The sequence below is a fragment of the Streptomyces sp. NPDC005281 genome (genome assembly GCF_040607495.1).
In the GTDB taxonomy this organism is placed as follows: Bacteria; Actinomycetota; Actinomycetes; order Streptomycetales; family Streptomycetaceae; genus Streptomyces.
Window position 1 is genome coordinate 22,229 of the sequence record NZ_JBEXGX010000036.1, and the last position, 23,458, is coordinate 45,686.

The 23,458-nt window shown below is 72.2% G+C and carries 16 protein-coding genes and 1 pseudogene; 7 read left to right on the forward strand and 10 right to left on the reverse strand.

Annotated elements, in window-relative coordinates; genetic code table 11:
* The first annotated feature begins 218 nt into the window (after nucleotides 1-218).
* On the forward strand, nucleotides 219-2,414 hold the full coding sequence (locus tag ABZV42_RS35275; RefSeq protein ID WP_355987645.1) for an RICIN domain-containing protein: 2,196 nt from the start codon (nucleotides 219-221) through the stop codon (nucleotides 2,412-2,414).
* A gap of 111 nt (nucleotides 2,415-2,525) precedes the next feature.
* On the opposite strand, the gene ABZV42_RS35280 is transcribed toward ABZV42_RS35275, so the two are convergent.
* Together ABZV42_RS35280 and ABZV42_RS35285 are read right to left on the reverse strand one after the other, a co-directional pair.
* A complete protein-coding gene (locus tag ABZV42_RS35280) occupies nucleotides 2,526-3,500 on the reverse strand; it encodes a 2-hydroxyacid dehydrogenase (RefSeq protein ID WP_356055546.1) in 975 nt (324 codons plus the stop codon).
* A complete protein-coding gene (locus tag ABZV42_RS35285) occupies nucleotides 3,497-4,666 on the reverse strand; it encodes a lactate 2-monooxygenase (protein WP_356055548.1) in 1,170 nt (389 codons plus the stop codon). The genes ABZV42_RS35280 and ABZV42_RS35285 overlap by 4 nt, the downstream gene beginning before the upstream one ends.
* Before the next feature lie 113 nt (nucleotides 4,667-4,779).
* On the opposite strand from ABZV42_RS35285, the gene ABZV42_RS35290 reads away from it, so the two are divergent.
* Entirely contained in the window at nucleotides 4,780-5,958 is a 1,179-nt protein-coding gene (locus ABZV42_RS35290; RefSeq protein WP_355987651.1) for a helix-turn-helix domain-containing protein, read from the forward strand.
* A gap of 87 nt (nucleotides 5,959-6,045) precedes the next feature.
* Here ABZV42_RS35290 and ABZV42_RS35295 read toward each other — a convergent pair whose 3' ends face one another.
* A complete protein-coding gene (locus ABZV42_RS35295; RefSeq protein WP_355987653.1) occupies nucleotides 6,046-6,597 on the reverse strand; it encodes a hypothetical protein in 552 nt (183 codons plus the stop codon).
* A 342-nt stretch (nucleotides 6,598-6,939) separates the two neighbouring features.
* On the opposite strand from ABZV42_RS35295, the gene ABZV42_RS35300 reads away from it, so the two are divergent.
* The gene (locus ABZV42_RS35300; protein WP_355987655.1) at nucleotides 6,940-7,362 is read left to right on the forward strand and encodes a protease inhibitor; all 423 of its coding nucleotides are present in this window, start codon (nucleotides 6,940-6,942) and stop codon (nucleotides 7,360-7,362) included.
* Between the two features lie 339 nt (nucleotides 7,363-7,701).
* Nucleotides 7,702-9,252, forward strand: a complete 1,551-nt coding sequence (locus tag ABZV42_RS35305; protein WP_356055550.1) for a phosphatase PAP2 family protein — start codon at nucleotides 7,702-7,704, stop codon at nucleotides 9,250-9,252.
* A gap of 87 nt (nucleotides 9,253-9,339) precedes the next feature.
* Here ABZV42_RS35305 and ABZV42_RS35310 read toward each other — a convergent pair whose 3' ends face one another.
* Complete coding sequence (locus tag ABZV42_RS35310; RefSeq protein ID WP_356055552.1) at nucleotides 9,340-10,842, reverse strand: MFS transporter; 1,503 nt, start codon at nucleotides 10,840-10,842, stop codon at nucleotides 9,340-9,342.
* A gap of 182 nt (nucleotides 10,843-11,024) precedes the next feature.
* On the opposite strand from ABZV42_RS35310, the pseudogene ABZV42_RS35315 reads away from it, so the two are divergent.
* Nucleotides 11,025-11,336, forward strand: a pseudogene (locus tag ABZV42_RS35315) (metalloregulator ArsR/SmtB family transcription factor); the annotation flags it as partial.
* 237 nt (nucleotides 11,337-11,573) lie between these two features.
* Nucleotides 11,574-12,110, forward strand: a complete 537-nt coding sequence (locus tag ABZV42_RS35320; protein WP_355987662.1) for an SRPBCC family protein — start codon at nucleotides 11,574-11,576, stop codon at nucleotides 12,108-12,110.
* 4 nt (nucleotides 12,111-12,114) lie between these two features.
* Here ABZV42_RS35320 and ABZV42_RS35325 read toward each other — a convergent pair whose 3' ends face one another.
* From ABZV42_RS35325 to ABZV42_RS35345, 5 genes are all read right to left on the reverse strand, one after another.
* Entirely contained in the window at nucleotides 12,115-14,943 is a 2,829-nt protein-coding gene (locus ABZV42_RS35325) for an NHLP bacteriocin export ABC transporter permease/ATPase subunit (protein WP_356055554.1), read from the reverse strand.
* Nucleotide 14,944: 1 nt separating this feature from the next.
* Complete coding sequence (locus ABZV42_RS35330) at nucleotides 14,945-17,170, reverse strand: NHLP family bacteriocin export ABC transporter peptidase/permease/ATPase subunit (RefSeq protein WP_356055555.1); 2,226 nt, start codon at nucleotides 17,168-17,170, stop codon at nucleotides 14,945-14,947.
* Nucleotides 17,167-17,976, reverse strand: a complete 810-nt coding sequence (locus ABZV42_RS35335; protein ID WP_355987668.1) for an HlyD family efflux transporter periplasmic adaptor subunit — start codon at nucleotides 17,974-17,976, stop codon at nucleotides 17,167-17,169. The genes ABZV42_RS35330 and ABZV42_RS35335 overlap by 4 nt, the downstream gene beginning before the upstream one ends.
* Before the next feature lie 91 nt (nucleotides 17,977-18,067).
* Entirely contained in the window at nucleotides 18,068-18,283 is a 216-nt protein-coding gene (locus ABZV42_RS35340) for a type A2 lantipeptide (protein ID WP_355987670.1), read from the reverse strand.
* 537 nt (nucleotides 18,284-18,820) lie between these two features.
* Complete coding sequence (locus ABZV42_RS35345; protein ID WP_355987672.1) at nucleotides 18,821-19,234, reverse strand: PaaI family thioesterase; 414 nt, start codon at nucleotides 19,232-19,234, stop codon at nucleotides 18,821-18,823.
* Between the two features lie 286 nt (nucleotides 19,235-19,520).
* Between ABZV42_RS35345 and ABZV42_RS35350 the strand changes: the two genes are divergently transcribed.
* Entirely contained in the window at nucleotides 19,521-20,963 is a 1,443-nt protein-coding gene (locus tag ABZV42_RS35350) for a S1 family peptidase (RefSeq protein ID WP_356055556.1), read from the forward strand.
* Nucleotides 20,964-21,069: 106 nt separating this feature from the next.
* On the opposite strand, the gene ABZV42_RS35355 is transcribed toward ABZV42_RS35350, so the two are convergent.
* A complete protein-coding gene (locus ABZV42_RS35355) occupies nucleotides 21,070-23,229 on the reverse strand; it encodes a SpoIIE family protein phosphatase (protein WP_355987676.1) in 2,160 nt (719 codons plus the stop codon).
* Nucleotides 23,230-23,458 lie beyond the last annotated feature (229 nt).

Below are 23,458 nucleotides of genomic sequence, written 5' to 3' on the forward strand. Positions count from 1 at the left end.
GCCTCCCGCGCTTGGTCAAGGGCCGGGTCTGAATCGCTGTTCGCCATTCCCGGCTGTCGACGAGCTCAAGAGGCTCCCTGAACGACGGTCGCCGCACGGCCTTCGTCCCCCGGCCGTTTTCCGGCGCTCCGTCAAAAGGTCCACACCAATCGGGACTCCTTTTCGACGGGCAAGCACGTCCTTTGTGCCACCTTGCACCTCGGAAGGAACCCGCTCCCGTGCGCACCCCCCACCCGCCGCCGCCCGCCCGTCCGCCCGGCGGATATTTCGGCGAACCCGATGAGCAGCTCGCCGCTCTGCTGAGAGGCGGGGCGGAGGCCGACATCACCCGTTCCGTCGCCCTGCTGACAGCCCGGCACTGGCGGCCGGCGTACGACTACGCGGTGATCTGCCTCGCCACCTCCTCGCAGGTCGCCTCCATGGTCACCGAGGCTTCCTTCCACCATGTCCTCGACGGCCTCGGCGAGGGCGAGCAGGCTTTCGCGCTGCGGCTCCGGCTTCTCGTGACCGTTCGGGACACGGTCCGGAACTGGGCGGCGGACGACCGGATATGCGAGGCCCTGCCTGCCCTGCGCAAACCCGCGGGGGGCCGCGGTATGCGCGCGGCGACGTCCATGACGGCCGAAAACCGCAAGCTCGCGGAGTACGCTTTCCTCGGTCTTCCGGGCGCCGCCCGATGCCTGTTGTGGCACACCGAGGTCGAGGCCGAGTCGCTGTCCGTGCCGGCCGGGCTTTTGGGCCTGGACGCCGAGAGCGCGGCCGCGGCCTGGGAACAGGCCCGCGAGCAATTCCGCCAGGCCTGCCTGCGGGCCCATCTGGAATTCGCCCCGACCAGGGAATGCGGTTTCCACAACCGGCTCCTCGACGTGCCGATCCGGCGCGGCGGAGCCTTGCTGCCGGATGTCCAGCAGCATCTGTCGGAGTGCTCCTACTGCCGGCACGCGGCGGCACAACTCGGCCACTTCGAGGGCGGGCTGGGGGTCCTGATCGCCGAGTCCGTGCTCGGCTGGGGAGCCCGCCGCTATTTCGACTCCCGCCGGGCCCGCGGGCGGCAGGCGCTGCGGTCCCTGAGCGTCTCCCCGTTCGGCGGCAGGCGGCAGCGAGGCGGTGAGCGCCCCGGAAAGGTCGCGCGTCTCCTGGGCGACGGACGACGGACGAGCCGCGAGCAGGCCGCGAAGGATGGTCCCTCCGCGGACGAGACACGCCCGGACGACGCCGAGACCCCCACCGGCCTCACGCGGCCGGTCGCGGGCGAACGCTTCGGGGCCGAGGAGAACTTCGAGGGCGGTGCGGGCCTGGCAGGCAGTGGGCCTGACGCGGGCGAACGCTTCGGGGGTGAGCAGGACTTCGAAGGTGGTGCGAGCCCGGTGGGCAGTGTGAAGCCCGTCGCGGGCGAACGCTTCGGAGGTGAGGAGAACTTCGAGGGCGGTGCCAGCCCGATGGGCAGTGCGAGGCCCGTCGCGAGTGAACGCTTCGGAGGTGAGCAGGACTTCGAGGGTGGTGCGAGTCCGGCGGGCAGCATGAGGCCCGTCGGGGGTGAACGCTTCGGGGACGAGGGAGACTTCGAGGGCGGTGCGAGTCCGGCGGGCAGTGCGTGGCCCGGTACGGGCGGAGGCTCTGGGGGCGATGTGCGCTCGGACGACGCCGAGGACTCCACCGGCCGTGCGCGGACCGGCACGGGCGGTCCCTCCGAAAGCGGTACGAGCCGCGCGGACCGCGGACGCGCCGAGGCGGGCCGACGCCGCCGTCCGCAGCCCTTGTTCTCGTCGACGGGACGCCGGTCCGGCAAGCCGGCGGAGGGATCCCAGCAGGCGCTCGTCACCGGGGCCGGTCTCTCGGCAGCCCTGCTGGCGACCGTCCTCGCGGTCAGCCTGTGGCCGAACGAGGAGGGCGGCACCGACCCCGCCGCCGCCATCGGCGCGAGCAGCAGCCGGACACTGTCACCCACCCAGGGCTCACAGGTCCCGCCGGTGACGTCGACGCCGTCCGCCGCGATCGGAGCCCCTGCCAAGGGGGAGCCGACCCGGCTGCGCAACGTGGACGCCGACCTGTGCCTCGACGTCCGGGACTCCAGGGCCGTGGAGGGAGCCGAGGCCACGCTGGACGTGTGCTCGTCCGCCGGGACACAGCAATGGACGTACGAGCGTGACGGACTGCTGCGCAGCGCCGCCGCTCCCGCGCTCTGCCTCGACGCGCGAGCCGACGACGGTGTCCTCCTCCTCGGCCGCTGCGCCGGCGAGGACGCGAAGCAGCGGGACAACATGCGCTACGACTTCACCGCGGAGGGCGAAGTGCTGTCCCGGGGACGTGACGGACTGGCCGTCGCACCCGCGTCCACGGACGCCGGTGCGGACATCGTGGTCAAGGTCCGCGACTACTCCGACATACAGCGCTGGCGGGCCGAGGGCCGCTAGGCGGGGCTTCCCTCAATACCCAGGCGGCCCCGCCACCACCCACCCGCTCCGCGACCATCCACCCGCCTCTCCGGGCGGGTCGCCGACGAGTGTGCGGCCATGACACGACGGCTATGACACGACGTCCCGGGGCGGCTTGCCCGCGACGAACTCCGCTGCGTTCTGGACCGCGGCCAGCGCGATCCGTACGAGCGTCTCGCGGGTGACACCGGCGACGTGCGGGGAGAGCACGACGTTCGGCGCCTTGAGCAACCTCAGGGCCGGGGTGGGCGGTTCGGGGTCGAAGACGTCGAGGCCCGCTCCGGCGAGGGTGCCCGCGTGCAGCGCGTCCGCGAGGGCGTCCTGGTCGATCAGGGCGCCCCGCGAGGTGTTGACGACGAACGCGGTCGGCTTGAGCAGCGCGAGCCGCTCGGCGTTCAGCAGATGCCGGGTCGCCCCGGTGAGCGGCGCGTGCAGCGTGACGTAGTCCGATACGCGCAGCAGTTCCTCCAGTTCGACATGGCGGGCGCCGAGCCGTTCCTCGGTCGCGGCGGACGCGCGTGTCGGCCCGGCGTACACGACACTCATGTCGAAGGCGACCGCGCGCCGGGCGACCTCCTCGCCGATGTGGCCGAGTCCCACGATGCCGAGCGTCTTGCCGGACAGTTCGGTGATCGACTGCTGGAGCCGCGGCAGAGCCCAGTCCGCCTCGGTCAACGCGGTGTGGGCGGGCACCAGTTGCTTGGCCAGGGCGAGCATGAGGGCGAAGGTCTGCTCGGCCACGTTCTGCTTCTCGGCGCCGCTGGAACCGATGTTGCACACGGGCACGCCCCGCCCGCGAGCCGCGTCCAGATCGACGTAGTCGAAGCCGTGACTGGCGCACTGGATCAGTTCCAGGTCCGGTGCGGCGGCGATGTGTTCGGCCGTCACCGGGCCGAGGCCGGTGACCACGACATGGGCCTCGCGCAGCGCGACGGGGTCCTCGTCGGTGGCCTCCACGACGGTGACGCGGGCCTCACCCGGAAAGAGCGTGGCGAGCGCCGCTCCCGCCGTACGGCCGCCCACATGCGGGGAGACGACGGCGAGTACGTTCTTGGTGACGGTCATGCGGTTTCCTCGATGAGGTCGTGGGGGCCGATGGAGGCCGGGCGGGCGTGCCCGGACAGAGCGAGGGTGAGATCGAACTCGGCGAGCAGACAGCGGACGACGTGTTCGACGCCCGCCTGGCCGTCGAGGCCGAGACCATAGGCGTACGGACGTCCGACGAGCACCGCCCGCGCGCCGAGGGCGAGCGCCTTGAAGACGTCGTCGCCGGTGCGGATGCCGCTGTCGAAGAGCACGGTGAGCCTCTCGCCCACCGCGGCCGCCACCCGGGGCAGCGCGTCGGCGGCCGCGACGGACCCGGCCACCTGCCGGCCGCCGTGGTTGGAGACCACCACACCGTCCATGCCGGCCTCGGCCGCGTGGCGGGCGTCGTCCGGGTGCAGGATGCCCTTGAGGACGATCGGCCCGTCCCAGTTCTCGCGCAGGAAGGCCAGATCGGGCCAGGTCTTGCCGGGGTCCGCGAACATGTTCACGAAATGCATCACGGCCGCGTTCGGGTCCTCGTGCACCGGCTTGGCCAGACCCGCCTGGAACGCCGGATCCGAGAAGTAGTTGGCGGTGCCCACGCCGTGCAGGAAAGGCAGGTACGCCTGGTCGAGGTCGCGTGGACGCCAGGCCAGCAGCGGTGTGTCGAGCGTGACGAACAGCGCGGTGAACCCGGCCGCCTTCGCCCGGTCCAGGAAGCTGCGGGTGACCTCGCGGTCCTTCGCCCAGTACAGCTGGAACCAGCGCTCGCCGTCGCCCATGGCGTCGGCGACCTGCTCCATGGGGGTGCTGGAGGCGGAGGACAGGATGTACGGGACACCCTGCGCGGCGGCGGCCCGTGCCGCGGCGCACTCCGCGTCCGGATGCATGATCGACAGCACGCCGATCGGTGCGAGCGCGAGCGGCGCCGGCAGCGGGCGCCCCAACACCTCGACGGACAGGTCGCGTTCATGGACGTCCCGCAGCATGCGTGGCACGATCCGGCGCCGGCCGAGTGCCTCGCGGTTGGCGCGCGCCGTGCTGCCGTCGCCCGCGCTTCCCGCCACGTAGCCGACCGGACCGGGGCCGAGCCGCTGTTCGGTGAGTTCCTCCAGCCGTGTCAGATCGGTGGGCAGCCGCGGTACGGCGCCCGTCATTCCGTTCAGATAGATCTCGTACTGGAAATCGGCCCAGTGCTTCGCCATCCGTACGTCCCGCCTCTCGTCCCCAAGACCGCGCTGTACGAGGTCGATCCTGGCGACTGTGACAAGTCCCGTCCACCGTGGTGCGCACAACGTGCGGCTGAGATCATCACCCTGTGACAAACAAGTCGTCCGAGGTCCGGGAACGTGTCCGGCAGGAGATGGTCGCCGACCCGCGTGTGGTCGAGGCGATCGTCACGGCGGTCCACGAGCAGGTCCCGGTGTACGCGGCGCTCGACGACAGCAGGCTGCCCGAGGTGCGGGCCATCGCGGCCTGGGGCCTCGAGCGGCTGCTCGGTCTGTGGGCCACCGACGGCACACTGGGGCCGGCGGATCTGCGGCGCTTCCGGGGCATCGCGGCGGCCCGCGCGGCGGACGGGCGCCCGGTGCAGGCGGTGCTGCGCGCCTACCGGGTCGCGGGCACCGTGCTCACGGACGAGGTCGCCGCCCGCGCGCCCCGCCTCGGCGCGGCCGACGCCTTCGCGCTGGCCCGCATGCTCCTCGTCAGCCTCGACACGCTCTCGGAGGAGATGGCCACCGCGTACGCGGCCACCAGCGAGGACCTGGCCGGTGACCGCAACCGGGCCCAGCGGCTGCTGCTCGACGACCTGATCGCCGGGCGGCACGCCTCCGTGGGCGCGCTGACCGACCGCTCCGCCCGGCTGGGCATCCAGCTGCCGGACCCCTGCTGCCTGCTGGTGGCGGAACAGGCCGCCGCCGACCGGCCGGATCCCGCCCCCGAGACGGCGGCGGGCCTGCTCGACGCGCTGGCCGGCCCCGGGGACGAGGTGACGTCCCTGGCGACGGTACGGGGCTCCCGAGCCGTCCTGCTGCTGCCGCTCGCGGCGTCGGCGCGTGTGGCGGCGGTCCTGGGCCGACGGTCCTGGCGCGGTTGCGTCATCACCGGCGAGGGCCTGGACCGCATCGCTCTCGCGCACCGGCTCGCGGCCGACGCGCTCGACACCGCCCCGGCCCACGCCCATCGGTCGGGGAGCGTGCTCACCGACGCCGACGCGCAGATCCTCGCCCTGCTCGCCGGGCGTCCGGCCGCCACGCCGGGCCATGTCGCGCGGCTGGTGCTCGGGCCGCTCACCGAAGCCGCGCAGGGGCATCTTCTGGACGCCCTCACGGCGTACATCGACTCGGGCTCGGCGAACGCCGCCGCGCGGGCCCTGCACCTTCATCCGCAGTCCCTGCGCTACCGGCTGCGCCGCGTCCTGGAGCTGACCGGCCGGGACCCGCGCGACCCGTGGCACCGGCTCACCCTGGACATCGCCCGGACCGTCCGGGACTGACGTTCCGGGCAGGGCGCGGACGGAACCCGCCGCCACCGCGGCGGGACGGAGGCCGGGAACGGCGTGGCCGGGGCGTCGCGCGCCGGGTCACTCCTCGTCGCCGGAAGCCTCCCGATCCTCCGTGTCCGGGCCCTGGGAGCGGACCCGCTGCACGTGCTGCAGCGACTCGCGCAGCTCGCTCAGCCAGTCGTCGGTGTGCCGCTGCACGAGACGGACGCACCAGGCCAGGGCGTCACTGCGGCTGCGGGCGACCCCGGCCGCGACGAGCGTGTCGAGGACCTCGCGCTCCGGCTGGCGCAGCCGGGTCATGACGGGCGCGGCGACATGGGTGAACAGCGCACGCTCGGTGCCGCACTCCACGCCCCAGGAGACCTTCTTGCGGAAGCGGTGCTCCGCCTCGCGGGCCACCTCCATACGGTCCTCGCGGGTGCGCTCGCGGAACTCCTGGATACGGGCCTGGAGCGCCGCCTCCTTCTCGGCGTCCGAGGCGCCCTCGGCGAGCCTCGGCTCGGGGATGCGACCGACGACGGTGATCTCCTCACGGTCGGCCGTCACCTCCGTAAGGCTCTCGAAGAGATCGTCGGGCAGGCGGCCGGCGAACCAGCCGCGCAGCTTCTCACGTTGCTCCGATGTAATCATGTAATCACCATTACTCTCCCGCCTTCGATGCGCAAGGGATCCCGGAGAAGTCCGCCGACAGCGGAAGTCGAGGCGGCATGCCGGTTCAAGCGGAATGTTTCAGGCCTATTGCTGAGCCGTGTCTTTCCGGCCATGTGGCTGCCTGTGGTCGGTGCCGGGCGCTCTGTTACTGGCCTCAGGCGTTCGAATTCTGTGACTTCACGCCACTGATTCAATACTCAAAGTTACCGAAACGTGCGGGGTCGATGTGTGTTTCCTGTGCGGACTCGGCAGACTCGCGCTCGCCGAACCGGCACCGACCGAGCCGGTATCGCATTTCGATCGAGCGGAAGGATGCACACAATGCCGAACACCGCGCGTTGGGCAGCGACTCTCACCCTGACGGCCACCGCTGTCTGCGGCCCCCTTGTCGGGTCCGCCCACGCAGCCCCGTCCGGGCTCTACGCCCCCTCCGCCCTGGTGCTCACCACGGGCCACGGCCAGACCGCCGCCGCCGCGACTCCGGAACGGGCGGTCACCCTCAACTGCGCCCCGACGGCTTCCGGCACCCATCCCGCCGCGCCCGACGCCTGCGCCGAACTCCGCGCGGTCAAGGGTGACTTCGACGCGCTGACCCTGAGAAGCGATGTCTTCTGTACCAGGCAGTACGACCCCGTGGTCGTCACGGTGGCAGGCGTCTGGCAGGGCAAGCGTGTCTCGTACGAGCACACCTTCGCAAACGAGTGCGTGAAGAACTCCTACGGGATGACGGTCTTCGCGTTCTGAGAGACCGGGATCGCGTGGGCGTCGTGGACATGGACCGGAATCCGTAGCTGGGGAGTGCGGGCTCCGTCACGAAGCGCCATGTGATTTCGCACCGAGGGCCGGTCAGACGGAGTGGGGCCGTCGACCGGCCCTCGGCATGTCCGCGTGAGCGCCGCCGCACTGCCGCGGCGGCGCCACGGGCGTCACCCCTGGGAGTGCCGTGGCGGGCGGCCGGACCTTCCCGGGTCCGCGCTCCTGCCGTACCACGCCGGAGGGTTCCGTGCGCCGCACGGCCCACGCCCTTCACCGTTCCGAGTCACCCGGGATGCCGGCGCGGCCGAGGCGGAGTAGCGGTGGAGCATGGGTGCACTCCTCGACTGGGACCAGCGGCTGTTCACACGGGTGGCCTCCGCACACGTACCCGGAGCCGATCCGGCCCTGCGGCGGCTCAGCCACGTAGCCAACCACGGCCGTCTGTGGCTCGGCACGGCCGCCGGGATCGGGCTGGCCGGCGGACCGGCCGGGCGCCGGGCGGCACTGCGCGGCCTCGGCTCGCTGGCACTGGCCTCGTTCACCGTCAACACGCTGGTGAAGTGGAGCGCCCGACGTCCCCGTCCGCTGCTGGAGGGCGTCCCCGCGATCCGACAGCTGGCCCGTCAGCCGCACACCACGTCCTTCCCGTCGGGGCACTCCGCCTCCGCCGCGGCCTTCGCCACCGCCGTCGCCCTGGAGTCCACGCGCTACGGCATCCTGGTCGTGCCCATGGCCGCCGCCGTCGCCTTCTCGCGTGTATACGTCGGCGTCCACTACCCGGGAGACGTCCTCGCCGGAGTGGCCATCGGCGCGGGCGCCGCCGCCCTCACCTGCCGTTGGTGGCCGCCGCGCCGCGTCGTACCGGAGCGGGAGCGCCCCGCCGCGGGGGCGCCCGCGCTGCCGCTCGGCAAGGGGCTGGTCGTCATCGTCGACGGCCCGGCCGCTGCCGGGGTGCCCGGGGCGCCGGCGCACGCCCGGCGGCTGCGCGCCCTGCTGCCCGAGGCCGAGGTGATCGAGCGGGGCCCCGACGACGACTTCGCGGAGCTGCTCGGCGCGGCGGCCGACCGGGCCGTCGAGACGGGCGGCGCGCTCGGTGTCTGCGGGAGCGACGCGGGTCTCGGCGCCGTCGCCCGCGCGGCGGCCGGACGGGGGCTGGCGCTGGCCGTGTTCCCCGGTGGCACCGCCGACCGCTTCGCGCGGGACGTGGGCGTGGCGGACTTCGAGGACACCTCCGTCGCGGTCGCCCGGGGCGAGGCGGTGTCGGTGGACATCGGCGTCGCCCGTTCGGGTACGGGGGAGGACACCGAGGACACCTGGTTCCTCAACGAGTTCAGCATCGGCCCGTACCCGGAGCTCGCGCGGCTGCGGGAGCGGCTGGAGCGGCTGGAGCGGCGCTGGTCCGGCGTCCCGGCGGCGGCCGCCGCCCTGGTCCGGGTGCTCGGTGCCGCCCGTCCGGTCGAGCTGAACGTCAACGGCCGGCCCCGCAGCCTGTGGCTGCTCCTCGCGGGCAACGGCCACTACGTGCCGGAGGGGTTCGCGCCCGCCTTCCGGCCGCGTCTGGACGACGATCTGCTCGATGTGCGTCTGGTCGACGCCGGCCACCGTCTCGCTCGCACCCGTGTCGTCGCCGCCGCGGTCCTCGGGACGCTGGAGCACTCACGGGTATACGAAGCCGAGCGTGTCCCCTGGGTGGAACTGGACGGGATCCTCGGCGCGGACGCCCCCGCGTTCGACGGTGAACCGCGTCCCGGCGCCGCCGGGTTGAGGCTGGAGAAGGAGTACCGGGCCCTGGTCGTGTACCGGCCCGCACGGGCGCGGGACGAGACGGTCCAGGAGGCGAGCAGGGCCTTTGTACGACCCGTCACCCGAGAAGGGTGAGGGGCCGCCGTCTCCCTGCGGACGGCGGCCCCTCGGCCCGACGGGCGACCGGGTCGGGACCCGGTCACCTGTGGACGACGGACCCGGTCACATGTGGACGACGGGTGCGGCGTCCGGGTCCTGGGCCGGCCGGCCGCGGCGGTAGAGCACGAGGGCGATGAGCGCGCCCGCGGCGAAGAAGCCGGCCGACCACCAGAAGGCGGTGGTGTAGCTCTCGATCGTCGACTGCGCCCGGACCAGCTTGTCCGTCGGGTCCTTGCCGGCCAGGTAGCTGGTGGCCGCGCTCGCGGCGAGCGTGTTCAGCAGCGCGGTGCCGATCGAACCGCCCACCTGCTGCATGGTGTTGACGGTCGCGGAGGCCACGCCCGCGTCCTCGGGGGCGATACCGCTGGTGGCGAGCGACATGGCGGGCGGCATCACCATGCCGAGTCCGGCGCCGATCAGCAGCAGCTGCGGCAGGACGTCGGTCGAGAAGGACGAGCCGACGCCGATGCCGGTCAGCCAGGCCATGCCGAGCGCGGCGACACCGAAGCCCGCGGGGATGACCGCCTTCGGGCCGATCCGGGGCACCAGGATCGTGGTGGAGACCTGAGCCATGACCATCAGGGTCGCCATCATCGGCAGGAAGGCCACACCGGTCTTGGTGGGGCTGAAGCCGAGGTTGAGCTGAAGGTAGTAGGTGAGGAAGAGGAAGACGCCGAACATGCCCGCGCCGGTGATGAGCACCGCGAGGAACGAGGCGGCCCGGTTGCGGTCGAGCAGGACACGCATCGGCAGCAGCGGGTGCGCGGCCCGTGTCTGCCACCAGCCGAACGCGGCCAGCAGGATGCCGCCCGCGGCGAGGAAGCCCCAGGTGGCCGGTGAACTCCAGTGGTGCGTCTCGGCGTTGGAGAAGCCGTAGACGACGGAGAAGAGACCGGTGGAGACCAGCAGGGTGCCCGGCAGGTCCAGCTTGGAGTTCGCCGCGTCCCGGTGACCGCTCAGCAGGACCCAGCCGCCGGCGAAGGCGACGACCGCGAAGACGAGGTTGACGAACAGTGTCCAGCGCCAGTCGAGCGCGTCGGTCAGGAGGCCGCCGAGCAGCAGGCCCACCGCGCCGCCGGCGCCGGCGATGGCGCCGTACACGCTGAACGCCTTGGCGCGCTCCTTGGCGTCGGTGAACGTCGTGTTCAGCAGGGACAGGGCGGCCGGCGCGAGCAGGGCGCCGAACACACCTTGCAGGGCGCGCGCGGTGACCAGCATCCCGAAGCTGGTCGAGACACCGCCGAGGACGGAGGCGCCGGCGAATCCGGCGACGCCGACCAGGAAGGCGGGCTTGCGCCCGAAGAGGTCGGCGATGCGCCCGCCCAGAAGCAGCAGGGAGGCGAAGGCGAGGGAGTACGCGGTGACGATCCACTGCCGGTTGCCGTCGGAGAAGCCGAGGTCGGCCTGGGCGGAGGGCAGGGCGATGTTCACGATGGTGGCGTCGAGGACCACCATGAGCTGGGCGATGCCGATGATGGAGAGGATCCACCAGCGGCGCTTCGACGCGGTGGCGGACGTCGTGTCCGCGGCACCCGCGCCGGTGCCTTTTGTGAGGGTCTGGGACATGGGAGAAGCACTCCAGGGAAGTCGCTCATTACGTGCACGTAAACGAAACGGTTTCGTACACATCGACGTTCCGACCCTAGACCCCATCGAGCGAAACGGCAACGTTTCGTTAAGTGTCCGGGTGTGACGTCCGTCCCAGGCATTCCTTGACGGCTATATAACCGCCGAGGCATATTGGGGACGTGTCCGACAACGCCCTGCTCTGGGCCGCCCTCGCCGACCCCCGGCGGCGGGCCATCGTCGCGCTCCTCCTGGAGCGCCCCCGGGCCGCCGGCGAGATCGTCGAGGCGTGCGGGCTCAGCCAGCCGGGCACCTCGAAGCATCTGCGGGTGCTGCGCGACGCCGGGCTCGTCCGGGTACGGCAGGACGCCCAGCGCCGCGTCTACGCCCTCGATCCCGCCCCGATCGCCGCGCTGGACGCCTGGCTCGCCCCGTACCGCCGGCTGTGGAACGAGAGCCTGGACGCCCTCGGCCGCCGCTTGGACGAGAGCGCGGCCGACGCGGCGGGAGGACCCCCGGACCACCCCGAAGGGCCCTTCCCTTACGAAGGGGAGCGGCCGGACGGCGAAGCACCCCGGCCGAACGCGTCCACGCCGGAGAAGTCCGGGCCGAACGCGTCCACCCCCGGGAAACCCCGGCCGAACGCGTCCACCCCCGATAAACCCCGGCCGAACGCATCCACCCCCGAGAATCGCCGGCCGAAGGCACCCTCACCGAAGGACTGAGCCGACATGTCCGCCGAAGTCTCCGCAGGCACCGGAACGTACCTCACCCTGGACGACGGGCGCCCCGCCGTCCGCTTCAGCCGTGTCTACGGTCACCCCGTCGACCGCGTCTGGCGATTCGTGACCGACCCCGGCGAACTCGCCGCGTGGTTCCCCTCCCGCGCCGAGATCCAGCTGCGCCCCGGCGGCACGATCACGTTCAGCGGCGATCCGAACATGCCCGAGTCGACGGGCCGGGTCCTCGCCGTCGACCCGCCCCGCCATCTCTCCTTCGAGTGGGGCGGCGACGAACTGCGCTTCGACCTCGAAGCCCTCGACGGCGGACGCACCCGCTTCACGCTCACCGACGTGCTCGCCGGACCGGACACCGCCGCCCGCAACGGCGCCGGCTGGGAGGTGTGTCTGGCCGCCCTCGGCGCGACGGTCCGCGGTGAACACTCCGACGGCCCGCACGCCGGAGGGATCGCGGCCTGGAGGGAGATCTACGACGCCTATGTCGAGGCGGGCGTCCCCTCCGGCGCCCCGGTCCCGGGGGCGGACTGACCGCTCATGCCAGCTGCCGCCGCACCAGTTCGTGCAGCCGCCCGCCCGTGTCCGCCAACAGCTGCTCGGGCGGGCCCTGCTGAGCGACCCGGCCGTTCTCCATCACGATGACACGGTCCGCGTCCAGCACCGTCGACAGCCGGTGCGCGATCACCACCCGGGTGGCGTTGAGCGCCTTGGTGCTCTCGATCACCGTGCGCTGCGTCGCGTTGTCCAGGGCGCTGGTCGCCTCGTCGAAGTAGAGGATGCGGGGCCGTCGTATCAACGCCTGCGCGATCATGAGGCGTTGGCGCTGGCCGCCCGAGATCGCGCCGCTGCCCGAGACGAGGGTGTGCAGCCCCATCGGCATGCGCCTGATGTCCTCGGCGAGGCCCGCCATCTCGGCCGCCTCCATCGCCTCCTCCGGCGTGTACGGCTCGGTGCCGCAGATGCAGTCGAGGACCGACCCCGTGAAGGGCTGCGCGTGCTGGAGCACCACACCGCACTGACGTCGTACGGCGGACTGGTCGAGGGCCGCCAGGTCCTGGCCGTCGTACAGCACACTGCCCGACACCGGCCTGTCGAAGCCGATCAGCAGCCGCAGCAGGGTGGACTTGCCGCAGCCGCTCGGGCCGACGATCGCCACGAACTCGCCCGGCCGGACCGCGAACGACACGTCGTCGAGGACGAGCGGACCGTCGTCGGCGTACCGGAACGACAGCCGCCGGGCCTCGATCCCGCCCGACAGGACACCGGGACGCGTACTCGCCCCGCGCACCTCGGGTGTCGCGTCGAGCACCGGCCTGATCTCCTCGAACATCGGCAGCGCGGCCGCCGCGGACACGAGCGCGCCGGTGATCTGGGTGACCGACGTCAGCAGCATCGTCACCGACGTGTTGAAGGTGAGGAAGTCCGCCGCCGACAGCGAACCTCTTGCCGGACCCGCCAGGAGCATGAACATCAGCAGGGAGCACAGCGGCAGATACACCGACCCCATCACCGTCGTCAGGTTCTTGACGCGGCCCACGCCCTGCTGGAGCTCACGGCTGCGGGCGAACCCGCTCGCCCAGGCCGCGTACGCGTAGTTCTCGGCCGCCGCCACCCGCAGCTTGGGCAGCCCGCGCAGCGTCTGGAAGGCCTGGTTGTTCAGCTTGTTGCCCAGCACCACCAGACGGCGCTGGCCGCGCACCTGCCACAGACCGAGCCCCAGGAACACGGCCCCGACGACGACGAGCATGCCGATCGCGGCCAGCGCCATGGGCACGCTGTACCAGAGCAGCAGGCCCAGGTTCATCGCGCCGACCGTGCCCGCCTGCGCGAGCGTGGGGCCGACACCCGCGAGCAGCCGGCGGATCGCGCTCACGCCCATCGCCGCGCTCGCGAGCTCCCCGGTCGAACGGGCGGCGAAGAACGAGGTGGGCAGCCTCAACAACCGGTCCCACACGGCCGGTTGGAGACTCGCCTCGATCCGGCCCTCCATCCGCAGCAGGGTGAGGTTCTGGAGCAGCATGAACGCCGCCGAGACGACACTGGTGACCATGAGCGCGAGACAGACCTGCACGATCAGCCCGTGCTCGGCCTTCGGGACGTAACTGCCGAGCACCCGTCCGGTCGCGATCGGCACCAGCGCGCCGATCGCCACGGTCACCAGAGAGCTGATCGCGAGGTTGCGCAGATCCCCGCCCGTGCCCGTGAGACAGAACCGCAGCAGCCGCAGCGGGCCCATCCTGCGCTCGGGCAGCGGGCGGTAGAACATCACGGCCCGCTGCTCGAACTCCGCGGCGTTGGCCTTCTCGACCGGTGTCTCCCGCCCGGACGACGGCTGTACGGCGACGTAGCCACCGCGCCGCCACAGCAGCGCGACCGGCGCTCCGGACACCGCCCGGCCGCCGACCAGCGGTCCGATGTCGTCACGCCACCAGCGCCCGTCCAGACGCACGGCACGGGTGCGCAGGCGCGAGGCGAGCGCGATCCGTTCGACCGGGTCGAGCCGCTCGCTCTCCGTGCCGCCGCCCGCCCGCTCCGCGAGGGTGATCCCGGCCGCGCGGGCGACCAGTTCGCAGGCCGCGTACGTGGCGTCCGTGTCGGCCGTCGTCGGGCGCTTCGCCGACGTTCTGCCGATGGAGGCGAGCAGGGTGCGGTCGGCCTGGGCGCGGACGGCCTCACCGGCCTTGATGCCCGCCGCCGCCCGGTCCTCGTGACCGGCCTCCAGCTCCTCGATCCAGCGGTCGAGCATGGACAGCAGCCGGTACTGCTGGTCGACCATGCCCTGCCAGACGCCGGAGTCCATCAGCAGATCGGCCGCCGCCTCGGCCCCGTACAGCGAGCCGTACTGCACGCTTCCCGGCGGGACCTGCATCCAGAACACGTCGTCGTCGGTGGGCGCGGCGGTGCCCTCCGCGGCCGTCGGCGCCTGGACGAGGATGGAGAGACTGCGTCCGACACCGAGCGCGAGGGCGTGCTCCAGCGGGCTCGACACCGGCGGCGCGAGCTGCGGGTTGCCGTAGGCGTCGTACGACCAGGTGGCCGCGTCGGCCGCCTGGTGCAGCTCGCGCAACCCGATCCGGCGCAGCTCGCAGCCGCGCAACGGCCGTCCCACCAAAGTGTGCTGAGGACCCGTCACCGGGCCGAGCAGCAGGGAACCCGCTTCGAGCCGACCCAGGTGATGCCAGTGCCCCTGCCGCGCCGCGTCGACCGCGAACAGGTCCATGGCCCCCGCGACCACCAGCCACAGGACCTGCGGGCCCTCCAGGTCGAGGCGGCTCAGCCCCGCGCAGCCGACCGGGACACCCATGCCGCCGAGCGCACCGAGCACCACGTCCTGCTCGTGGACACCTTCGTGAACCGTGGTCATCTCAACGCTCCCTGACCAGAGCGGCGTAGGGGCCGCCGGCCGTCAACAGTGCTTCGTGCCGCCCGCGTTCCACGATCGAGCCGTGGTCGAGTACGACGATCTCGTCGCTGTCCCGCACGGTGCTGAGCCGGTGGGCGATCACCACACAGGCGCAGCCGCGCCGGCGCAGGTTGTCCATGACGGTCTGTTCCGTCTCCGCGTCGAGGGCACTGGTGACCTCGTCGAGCACCAGGATGCTGGGCCTGCGCACCAACGCCCTCGCGATCTCCAGGCGTTGCCGCTGACCGCCGGAGAAGTTCCGCCCGTCCTGCTCGACGCGGCTGTGGATCCCGCCGGGACGGCGCGTGACGACGTCGTACAGCGCCGCGTCCTGGAGGGCGGCGGCCACCGCGTCGTCGGGGATCGACGGGTCCCACAGCGCCACGTTGTCGCGGACCGTCCCCTCGAAGAGGAACACGTCCTGGTCCACGAACGACACGGACGACGCGAGCGCCCCGCGCGGGATGTCCTCGAGCCGCCGGCCGTCGATGCGGATCGTGCCCTCCCACGGCGTGTACAGGCCCGAGATCAGCCTGGACACCGTCGACTTGCCGCTGCCCGAACCGCCGACCAGGGCCACCTGCTCACCCGGGCCGACCGTCAGCGAGAACCCGGTGAGCAGGGGCTCGTCGAGCGGGCTGTAGCCGAACGTGACGTTCTCCAGCTCGACATGACCCCGCAGCCGACGGGTGGACTCGCCGGTGCCGGGGCGGGCGTAGAGCGGGTCGGCACGGAAGTTCTCCACGTCCTTGAGCCGCGCCACGTCGGCCGCGAAGTCCTGGATGCGGCCGGCGACCCCGTTGAGCCGGGTGATCGGCGCGGTGAAACGGGTGACCAGCGCCTGGAAGGCGACCAGCAGCCCCACGGAGACATGCCCCTCGACCGCGCGCAGGCCCCCGATCCACAGGATCAGCGCGCTGTTGAGCATCGCCAGTGTCGGGGCGACCACACCCAGCCATGCGCTCGGCACACCGAGGCGCTGCTGTTCCTCCAGCGTGGTGGCGTGCTGTCCGGCCCACTTGCGGAAGTAGCCGTCCTCGCCGCCGGTGGCCTTCATCGTCTCGATCAACTGGAGCCCGGTGTAAGCGGTGTTGGTCAGCCGGGCGCTGTCGGCGCGCAGCTTGGCGGTGCGGGTGGCACGCAGCCGGATCACCACGCGCATCGCCACCACGTTGAGCAGCGCGACACCGATGCCGACGGCCGTCAGCTGAGGGTCGTACGTGTAGAGCAGCACGGCGTACAGGACGACGACGACCGCGTCCACGCCGGCGGCGGCGAGATCGCGAGCCAGGGTCTCGGCCACCGCGTCGTTCGACTGGAGCCGCTGCACCAGGTCGGCCGGGCTGCGCTGGGAGAAGAAGGTGACCGGCAGCCGCAGCAGATGGCGCAGGAACCGGGCGCTGGAGAGCGTCGAGGAGATGATGCGGCCGCGCAGCAGATTCGACTGCTGGAGCCAGGTCAGCACCACCGTCAGCAGCACGGAGGCGCCCATCGAGGCGAACAGCACCCCGAGCAGCGAACTCTGACCGCCGATCAGATACTGGTCGATGAACGCACGGCTCAGTGCGGGCACAGCGGCGCCGACCGCCACCAGCAGCAGGCTCGCCAGCACGGCGGCGGGCATCGTGCCCGAAGTGCCGCGCAGCCGGGCCGGCATGGCGCCGAGCACCCCCGGCCTGCGGCCTCCCTTGCGGAACCCGGGGCCGGGCTCCAGGACCAGGACGACCCCGGTGAAGCTGGTGTCGAAGTCCTCCATCGGAACGAAACGACGGCCCTTGCCCGGGTCGTTGATGTGCACGCCCCGGCGTCCGAAGCGTCGTCCCATGCCGTCGTACACGACATAGTGGTTGAATTCCCAGAACAGGATCGCGGGCCCCCGCACCTCGGCGAGCGCGGCGGTGTCCATCTGCATGCCCTTGGCCGTCAGGCCGTAACCGCGAGCCGCTTTCAGGAGGTTGCTCGCCCGCGAGCCGTCCCGCGAGACACCGCACGCGATGCGCAGCTCTTCGAGCGGGATGTGCCGGCCGTGGTGGCCGAGCACCATGGCGAGCGATGCGGCACCGCACTCCACGGCCTCCATCTGGAGGACGGTGGGCGTGCGGACGCTCTTGATCCGGGTCCTGGGCACACTGCGCCGGGGCGGGGCGGCGGCGCGCCGTCTGCCGCGGGTGTCCTGTGCGCCGCTCATGGCAGGAGCCAGTCGACGGGGCGCTGACCTGCCAGCCGGACCGAGGCCGAGGCCAGGGTCATGGAGGTGAGGGCGAAGGGTGGGCCGTCAGCGGACGACCACTTCAGTCCGCTATGGGTGGCGGAGGACCGGTCGAGCCCGACCAGGACGGCGACCGGCCTGCCCTTCTGGCTGAACTGCTCGCCCAGTTGGGCGTCGCCGAGAAAGGCGGCTATCTGCTGCCGAGTCTGCACGCTGCGGCCCACCGTCTTCACATGGCCGCGCAGCACTCCGTACCGCTGGGCGGGCACGGACTGGACGGTGAGGTCGACGGCGGCGCCGGCGGGAATGGCGGCGGCGCCGGCGGCGGAGACGTACACCGTCGCGTACAGGGGGTCGTCGGCGTGGGCGACCTTCTCCACGGCGGCCACGTCCGTGCCGGTCGAGATGATCGCGCCGATGGTGGCGGCCAGGGCGGTGACCCGGCCCGCGGCGACCGTGCGGACGACGGCCGTCTCCCCTCGCGCCGTACGCACCTTCAGTACGGGCGCGTTCCCGGGGAGCCGTTCGCCCTCCTTCGCGAGGACCGCGGTGACCTGCCCGGCGACAGGGCTCTGGAGGATGTAACTGCCCTCCGCGTGGGTGAGAACGGCGGGCGCTCCCACGGTGGAGGTGACGGTGGAGGTCACGGCCCAGACGCCGGCGGCGGCCATGGCGAGGACCGTCACGGCCAGAGTGAGCCGGCCCTGCGGGCGGGCGAAGCGCACCGGAAGGTCGAGCTCTTCGGGCGACCGCAGCTTGGCGAGGGCCTGGTGGCGGAACTGCACGGGTTACTTCTCACCTGTTCGAGAGGCTGACGGCACCCGAGAGTCCCGGAACCGGTGGGGCGGTTCCGGGACTCGGCGGCGTGAAACGCGATCAGAGACCGGCGACCAGGCCGGTGACCGGGGCGGTGTTCAGGCCGGTCACACCCTCGACGGTGCCGATGGCCGTGCCCAGGATGCCGGAAACCGGGGCAACGCCGTCCACCAGGCCGGTGACGGTGCCGACGGCGTTCAGCGCGAGGCCACCGGAGACGTTGTCGAGGTCGGCGTCGGAGATCTCGGCGGTCTCGACACGGGGGGTGGAGTTCATGATGGAACTTCCCTTCATATGGGTATTCACAAGGGGGGAGAGCGGCCCCCTCTGGGGGACAGATGACGGCCGCCACCGCAGCGGTGCGGCTCCCGTTCCCGGGAGCGGTGCCGCGACCTGTGCGGTGCCACGGATCAAAGCACGGCCGTGGGGCGCGCTTCCACTCAACCAGGGCTCTCACCTGGGAACTTGTGCTCCAAGAGCGGTGAACCGTGCAGGGGCGCACACGCCTCTGCGGCCACTTCTTCACAAGCTGCGCGGCATCGGCCCACCCGAACCCTTGCCACTTCCGCACCGAATGGGACAGTCCCGGCCCATCGGCGCGCGGGGGGCGCGCGAGTGTGCAGATCCCCGGTCCGGGGTGACCTCGTTGGGCACGGGCTGTGCAGATTCCCTGAACCCGGGATTCCGCCGCGGATCATCGACGGAGTGTCGCCGGTCGGTCGCTTTCCGTACCCGCCGGGGGCTGTTCGCCGGGTACGGCCGCCGTGCGGGGCGGGTACGGCGTCGTGAGGGGGTCGGGAGGGCCTTCGTGATTCACGCGAGGATCGCGTACACCGTGCTCGCTCGCGCGGCGATCTCCGCCGAACCCTCGGCGGTCATCGTGATGTCCGCGAAGGCCATGCGGCGGCCCAGCTTCGTGAGGACCGCCTCGATCAGCACGTCCGTGTCCGTCACCGCCCGCTGGAAACTCGTGGACTGCTGAACCGTCGTCATGGGGACGAAGGCGCCGCGGGCCGCGGAGACCGCGATCACTGTCGCCGTGTCCGCCGCGGCCATCAGGGCCTGGCCCGACAGGGAGCCGCCCTCCCGGGCCAGCCGCGCGGACCACGGCAGCCGCAGGACCGCGCGACGGTCGTCCAGTTCCGCCACGGACAGGCCGAGGTCGAGCACCCAGGGGGCGAAGTTGTCGGCGAGGATCTTGTCGGCTTCGACGAGGGTCAGTGTCATACGGGGCATTGTTCCCCTCCGGGCCGCCGGCTCCCTTCGCGGAACCGTCGGTCTCTCCCGGGTCCCGTGTCCGGCCCGGTCCGGGGTCCCGCCCGCGCTCCGGCGATCCCCCCGCGGAGGAAATGAGCCGGTTGTCTCCGCAATCGGTGTCTTTGGCGAGACCAACTTCCGCAATTTGCAATGGCAGTTGAACACCCCGGGTGGCACCCGCGTATCAACGGGCAACCAGGCGCCCCCAAGTCAGCTGCCGGACGCGGCATCGACCCCGTCCCCAGGAGGTCAAGAGTTGAGTCACAAACGGATACCCAAGCGCAAGGCCGCTATCGCGGTGGGCGGCGTCGCGGCGCTCGGAGCGGCGGCTCTGCTGCTGCCCAACGCCAACGCGTCGCAGTCGAACGGGGACGCCGCCACTCCCAGAACCTTCAAGGCGAACGACGTCTCGGACGTCGCCTCCATGCTGGCCACCCAACTGGGCGACGCTTTCGCCGGCTCGTACTACGACGCGCAGCAGAAGCAGCTCGTCATCAATGTCGTCGGTAACAACAGCAACGTCGTCAACCAGATCGAGAAGGCCGGTGCGGTGGCCCACCAGGTGCAGAACAGCACCGCCGCGCTCCAGACCGCCGCCAAGACACTCAAGGCCGACGCGTCGATCCCGGGCACGGCGTGGTCCGTCGACCCGAAGACCAACGAGATCCGCGTGACCGCGGACTCCACGGTCACGGGCGGCAAGTGGAACACGGTGCAGTCGACCGTCAAGAACCTCGGTTCGGGCGTGGCGACCCTCTCGAAGTCCGCGGGAACCCTCAAGACCTTCGTCGACGGCGGCGACGCCATCTTCGGCGGCAACGTGCGCTGTTCGCTCGGCTTCAACGTCACCGCGGGCGACGGAACCCCGGCCTTCCTCACCGCGGGCCACTGCGGTGTCGCCGCCGCCAAGTGGTCGGACTCCCAGACCGGTGCGTCCATCGCCACCGTCGACCAGGCCACCTTCCCCGGTGCCGGTGACTTCTCCCTCGTCAAGTACGACGACCCGGCCACGCAGACCAACAGCGCGGTCAACGTCGGCAACGGGCAGAGCGTGCAGATCAACCAGGCCGTGGAAGCCGCCGTGGGCCAGCAGGTCTTCCGGATGGGCAGCACCACGGGTCTGCACAACGGCAACGTGACCGGTCTCAACGCCACCGTGAACTACCCGGAGGGCACCGTCACGGGCCTCATCCAGACCGATGTGTGCGCCGAGGCGGGCGACAGCGGCGGCTCCCTGTTCACCCAGGACGGCGGCGCGGTCGGCCTGACCTCCGGCGGCAGCGGTGACTGCACGGCGGGCGGCGAGACCTTCTTCCAGCCCGTCACCACCGCGCTGGCCGCGGTCGGCGCGACGCTGGGCGCCGGAGACGCGGGTGCGGGCGCGGGTGCCGGCGGCGCGGCGGACCCGAGCGCGAGCGCGGCCGATCCGGGCGCTGTGGACCCGGGCGCTGTGGACCCGAGCGCGAGCGCGGCGGACCCGGGCGCTGTGGACCCGGGCACCGCGGACCCGGGCGCCGCCGGCGCGGCGGACCCGAGCGCGGGCGCCACTGACGCGGCGGGCGCCGGCGACCAGGCGGGTGCCGCCGCCGGCCAGAGCGGGACCGGCAACCGGCACAAGAAGCACCACCAGTCCGGCGCGGCGGCCCAGCAGTCGGCCGCGGCGTCGGGTGACGGCTCGGGCCTCGTGTCCACGCCGTGAGGCCGGTGACTCCGGCGATCAAGAACCACTGAACGGCCAACGGAACAGGGAATTCCGGTCGACAGTGGACAGGTCCGGCCCTCCGGCGGGAGGGTCGGACCGCTCCTCATACGGCGCCGGTCCCGTCGGGCGGCCGTACCCGCAGCAGGAGCAGCGCGACATCGTCGGGCCGCTCCTGCCCGGCGTCCTCACCCCGCTGGAGCAGAGTGTCGGCCAGCTCGTCCAGCGGCTGGTGCCCGTTCGCGGCCAGCCGTCGCGCGAGGTCGGCGAGCGCGTCCTCGATGTCCACGCCCGGGGATTCGATCAGACCGTCGGTGTAGAGGGCGAGTACGGACCCGGGGACGAGCGGAACCTCGGTCGTCGGATAGACGGCGTCGGGGTCGATCCCCAGCAGCGGCCCGCCGGCCAGGTCGAGCGCCTTCACCTTGCCGTCCGGCCTGAGCAGCAGCGGCGGCGGATGCCCCGCCCGGGCCATCACGGCGACATGGCGCGCCGGGTCCAGGCGCAGATACAGACAACTGGCGAAGAGTTCGGCGCCCAGGTCGATGAGCAGCCGGTTGGTGCTCCCCATCACCTCCTCCGGCGCCTGGCCGACCGCCGTGTAGGCGCGGACCGCGGTACGGATCTGCCCCATCAGCCCCGCCGCCGTCACGTTGTGCCCCTGCACGTCCCCGATCACCGCCGCGGCCCGGCCGTTGGAGGGCACCAGGTCGTAGAAGTCCCCGCCGATCTCCATGCCCTGGGTCGCCGGCAGATAGCGCGCAGCCGCCTCGATCGAGGCCAGCGGCGGCAGGGAGGCCGGCAGCAGTGCCGCCTGGAGACCCTGAGCCAGCTGGAGCTTGGCGTCGTAGAGCAGGGCACGCTCCAGCGCCTGGGCGATCAGCCCGCTCAGACTGGTCAGCACCGCCCGCTCGTCGGCCGCGAAGTGGTGGGACTGCGCGTACCCGAGGACGCAGGTGCCCACCGGCCGTCCGGAGGCGACCAGGGGCAGATACGCCCACGCGCCCATGCCGTCCGGCGTGGCGTTGCGCGACGGATACAGCCGCTCCAGCTGCTCGCGCGAGTCGAAGAACGCGGGCACACCCGTGTTGAGGGCCTGGGTGCCAGGGGTCGGCTCGCTCAGCGGCAGCCCGTTGAAGCGCTCCACGGTGTGCGCGTCGGGATAGCCGCGGTGCCCGAGCACGTGCAGGCGTCCGGCCCGGCTGGCGAGGACGACCAGCGACTGACTGCCGACGGCGGGCGAAAGCTCGTCCGCCACCAGTTGCACGACGTCCTGCACGCCCACGGCCTCCGTCAGCGCGCTCGCCAGGCTCAGTACGTGGGAGATCGTCACCAGGCGCGGGCTGCCGTCGCGCCGCTGGGGTCCCGCCCGGGTCATCTCGGACACCGGCCTGGCCCGCGAGATCCGCACGCTCAGCCCGTTCGTACTCGGATACAGCCGGAACGACAGCCAGTCGCCCGGCGGGCGCAGCGCGACGAAGGAGGTCACGTGCTGGCTGATCAGCGCCGCCCGGTAGCGGTCCTCGTAGACCGGGTCGTTCAGCCAGGGCACGGCCGCCCACAGCTGCGTGCCCAGGAGACGGCTGACCGGCACGCCGAGCAGCTCGGCCGTCGCCGCGTTGGCGAAACCGACGCGCCCGTGCAGATCCAGCGAGCACAGCCCGTACGGCAGCCGCCCCACCATGCGCGTGGCCTCCACCGTGCCCAGCGTGCCACCGGGCTCCGTCGCGGACGGCGTGAGCAGGTCGGGCTCGGACTGGAGCGTCCGGTTCTCCTTGGCGGCCCGCTCCAGACGCAGCGCGAGCCGGTCGCAGGCCGCGGTGAGGCGTTCGCGCTCCCGGTCGGAGAGGTCCGGCGGATGCGAGCCGGGCCAGGTGACGTAGACGGCGCCGTACACGGTGGCCGCCGTCGCCACCGGAAGCGCGGCGAGGGCGAAGGGATACGGGAGCACGACCGCGATCCGGGGATACCTGCGGGCCATCTCCTGCTCGCCCCCCACCCAGATCAGCCGCCGCTCCCGTACCGCCTCGGCCACCGGGATCGGGGCGTTGAGCCCCACGCGTTCCCAGGGGGCGGCGAAGGCCCGTGGCAGTCCCGCGGAGACCGCCATCTCCAGGACGGGCTCACGGGCGGCCAGCAGATAGACGGCTCCCGAGTGCGCGTGCACGTCGTCCAGCAGCGCGGCCAGCGACAATGAGAGCAGCGAACGTCCAACGGGGGCCGGCCGGCCCGCCGGCGCCTGCGCGGTCTCCTGCCCCTCGGACACGGCGACCACCTCCTCGCGGGGCCGTCCACGACCTCCGCACCCTCCAGGGGACAAGGCTCCTCCCTGGAAGCCGATCGCGCACGGCGAGCCGGCCACACCCCCGGCCTGTCGGCGTCTGTCCCGGCCGGCCGGGACACGAACGGTCACCCTCGCCATGAGAGCGCTGAGTGGAACGCATGAATCACCACGGATTCGATTTCGTTCGATCGGCCGTCCCGCACGGGCTGCA

Coding starts and splice junctions, on each gene's coding strand:
- ABZV42_RS35280 (WP_356055546.1), bottom strand. CDS start 3,500: ATGACCGTCACCAAGAACGTACTCGCCGTCGTCTCCCCGCATGTGGGC.
- ABZV42_RS35285 (WP_356055548.1), bottom strand. CDS start 4,666: ATGGCGAAGCACTGGGCCGATTTCCAGTACGAGATCTATCTGAACGGA.
- ABZV42_RS35295 (WP_355987653.1), bottom strand. CDS start 6,597: ATGATTACATCGGAGCAACGTGAGAAGCTGCGCGGCTGGTTCGCCGGC.
- ABZV42_RS35300 (WP_355987655.1), top strand. CDS start 6,940: ATGCCGAACACCGCGCGTTGGGCAGCGACTCTCACCCTGACGGCCACC.
- ABZV42_RS35305 (WP_356055550.1), top strand. CDS start 7,702: ATGGGTGCACTCCTCGACTGGGACCAGCGGCTGTTCACACGGGTGGCC.
- ABZV42_RS35310 (WP_356055552.1), bottom strand. CDS start 10,842: ATGTCCCAGACCCTCACAAAAGGCACCGGCGCGGGTGCCGCGGACACG.
- ABZV42_RS35320 (WP_355987662.1), top strand. CDS start 11,574: ATGTCCGCCGAAGTCTCCGCAGGCACCGGAACGTACCTCACCCTGGAC.
- ABZV42_RS35325 (WP_356055554.1), bottom strand. CDS start 14,943: ATGACCACGGTTCACGAAGGTGTCCACGAGCAGGACGTGGTGCTCGGT.
- ABZV42_RS35330 (WP_356055555.1), bottom strand. CDS start 17,170: ATGAGCGGCGCACAGGACACCCGCGGCAGACGGCGCGCCGCCGCCCCG.
- ABZV42_RS35340 (WP_355987670.1), bottom strand. CDS start 18,283: ATGAACTCCACCCCCCGTGTCGAGACCGCCGAGATCTCCGACGCCGAC.
- ABZV42_RS35345 (WP_355987672.1), bottom strand. CDS start 19,234: ATGACACTGACCCTCGTCGAAGCCGACAAGATCCTCGCCGACAACTTC.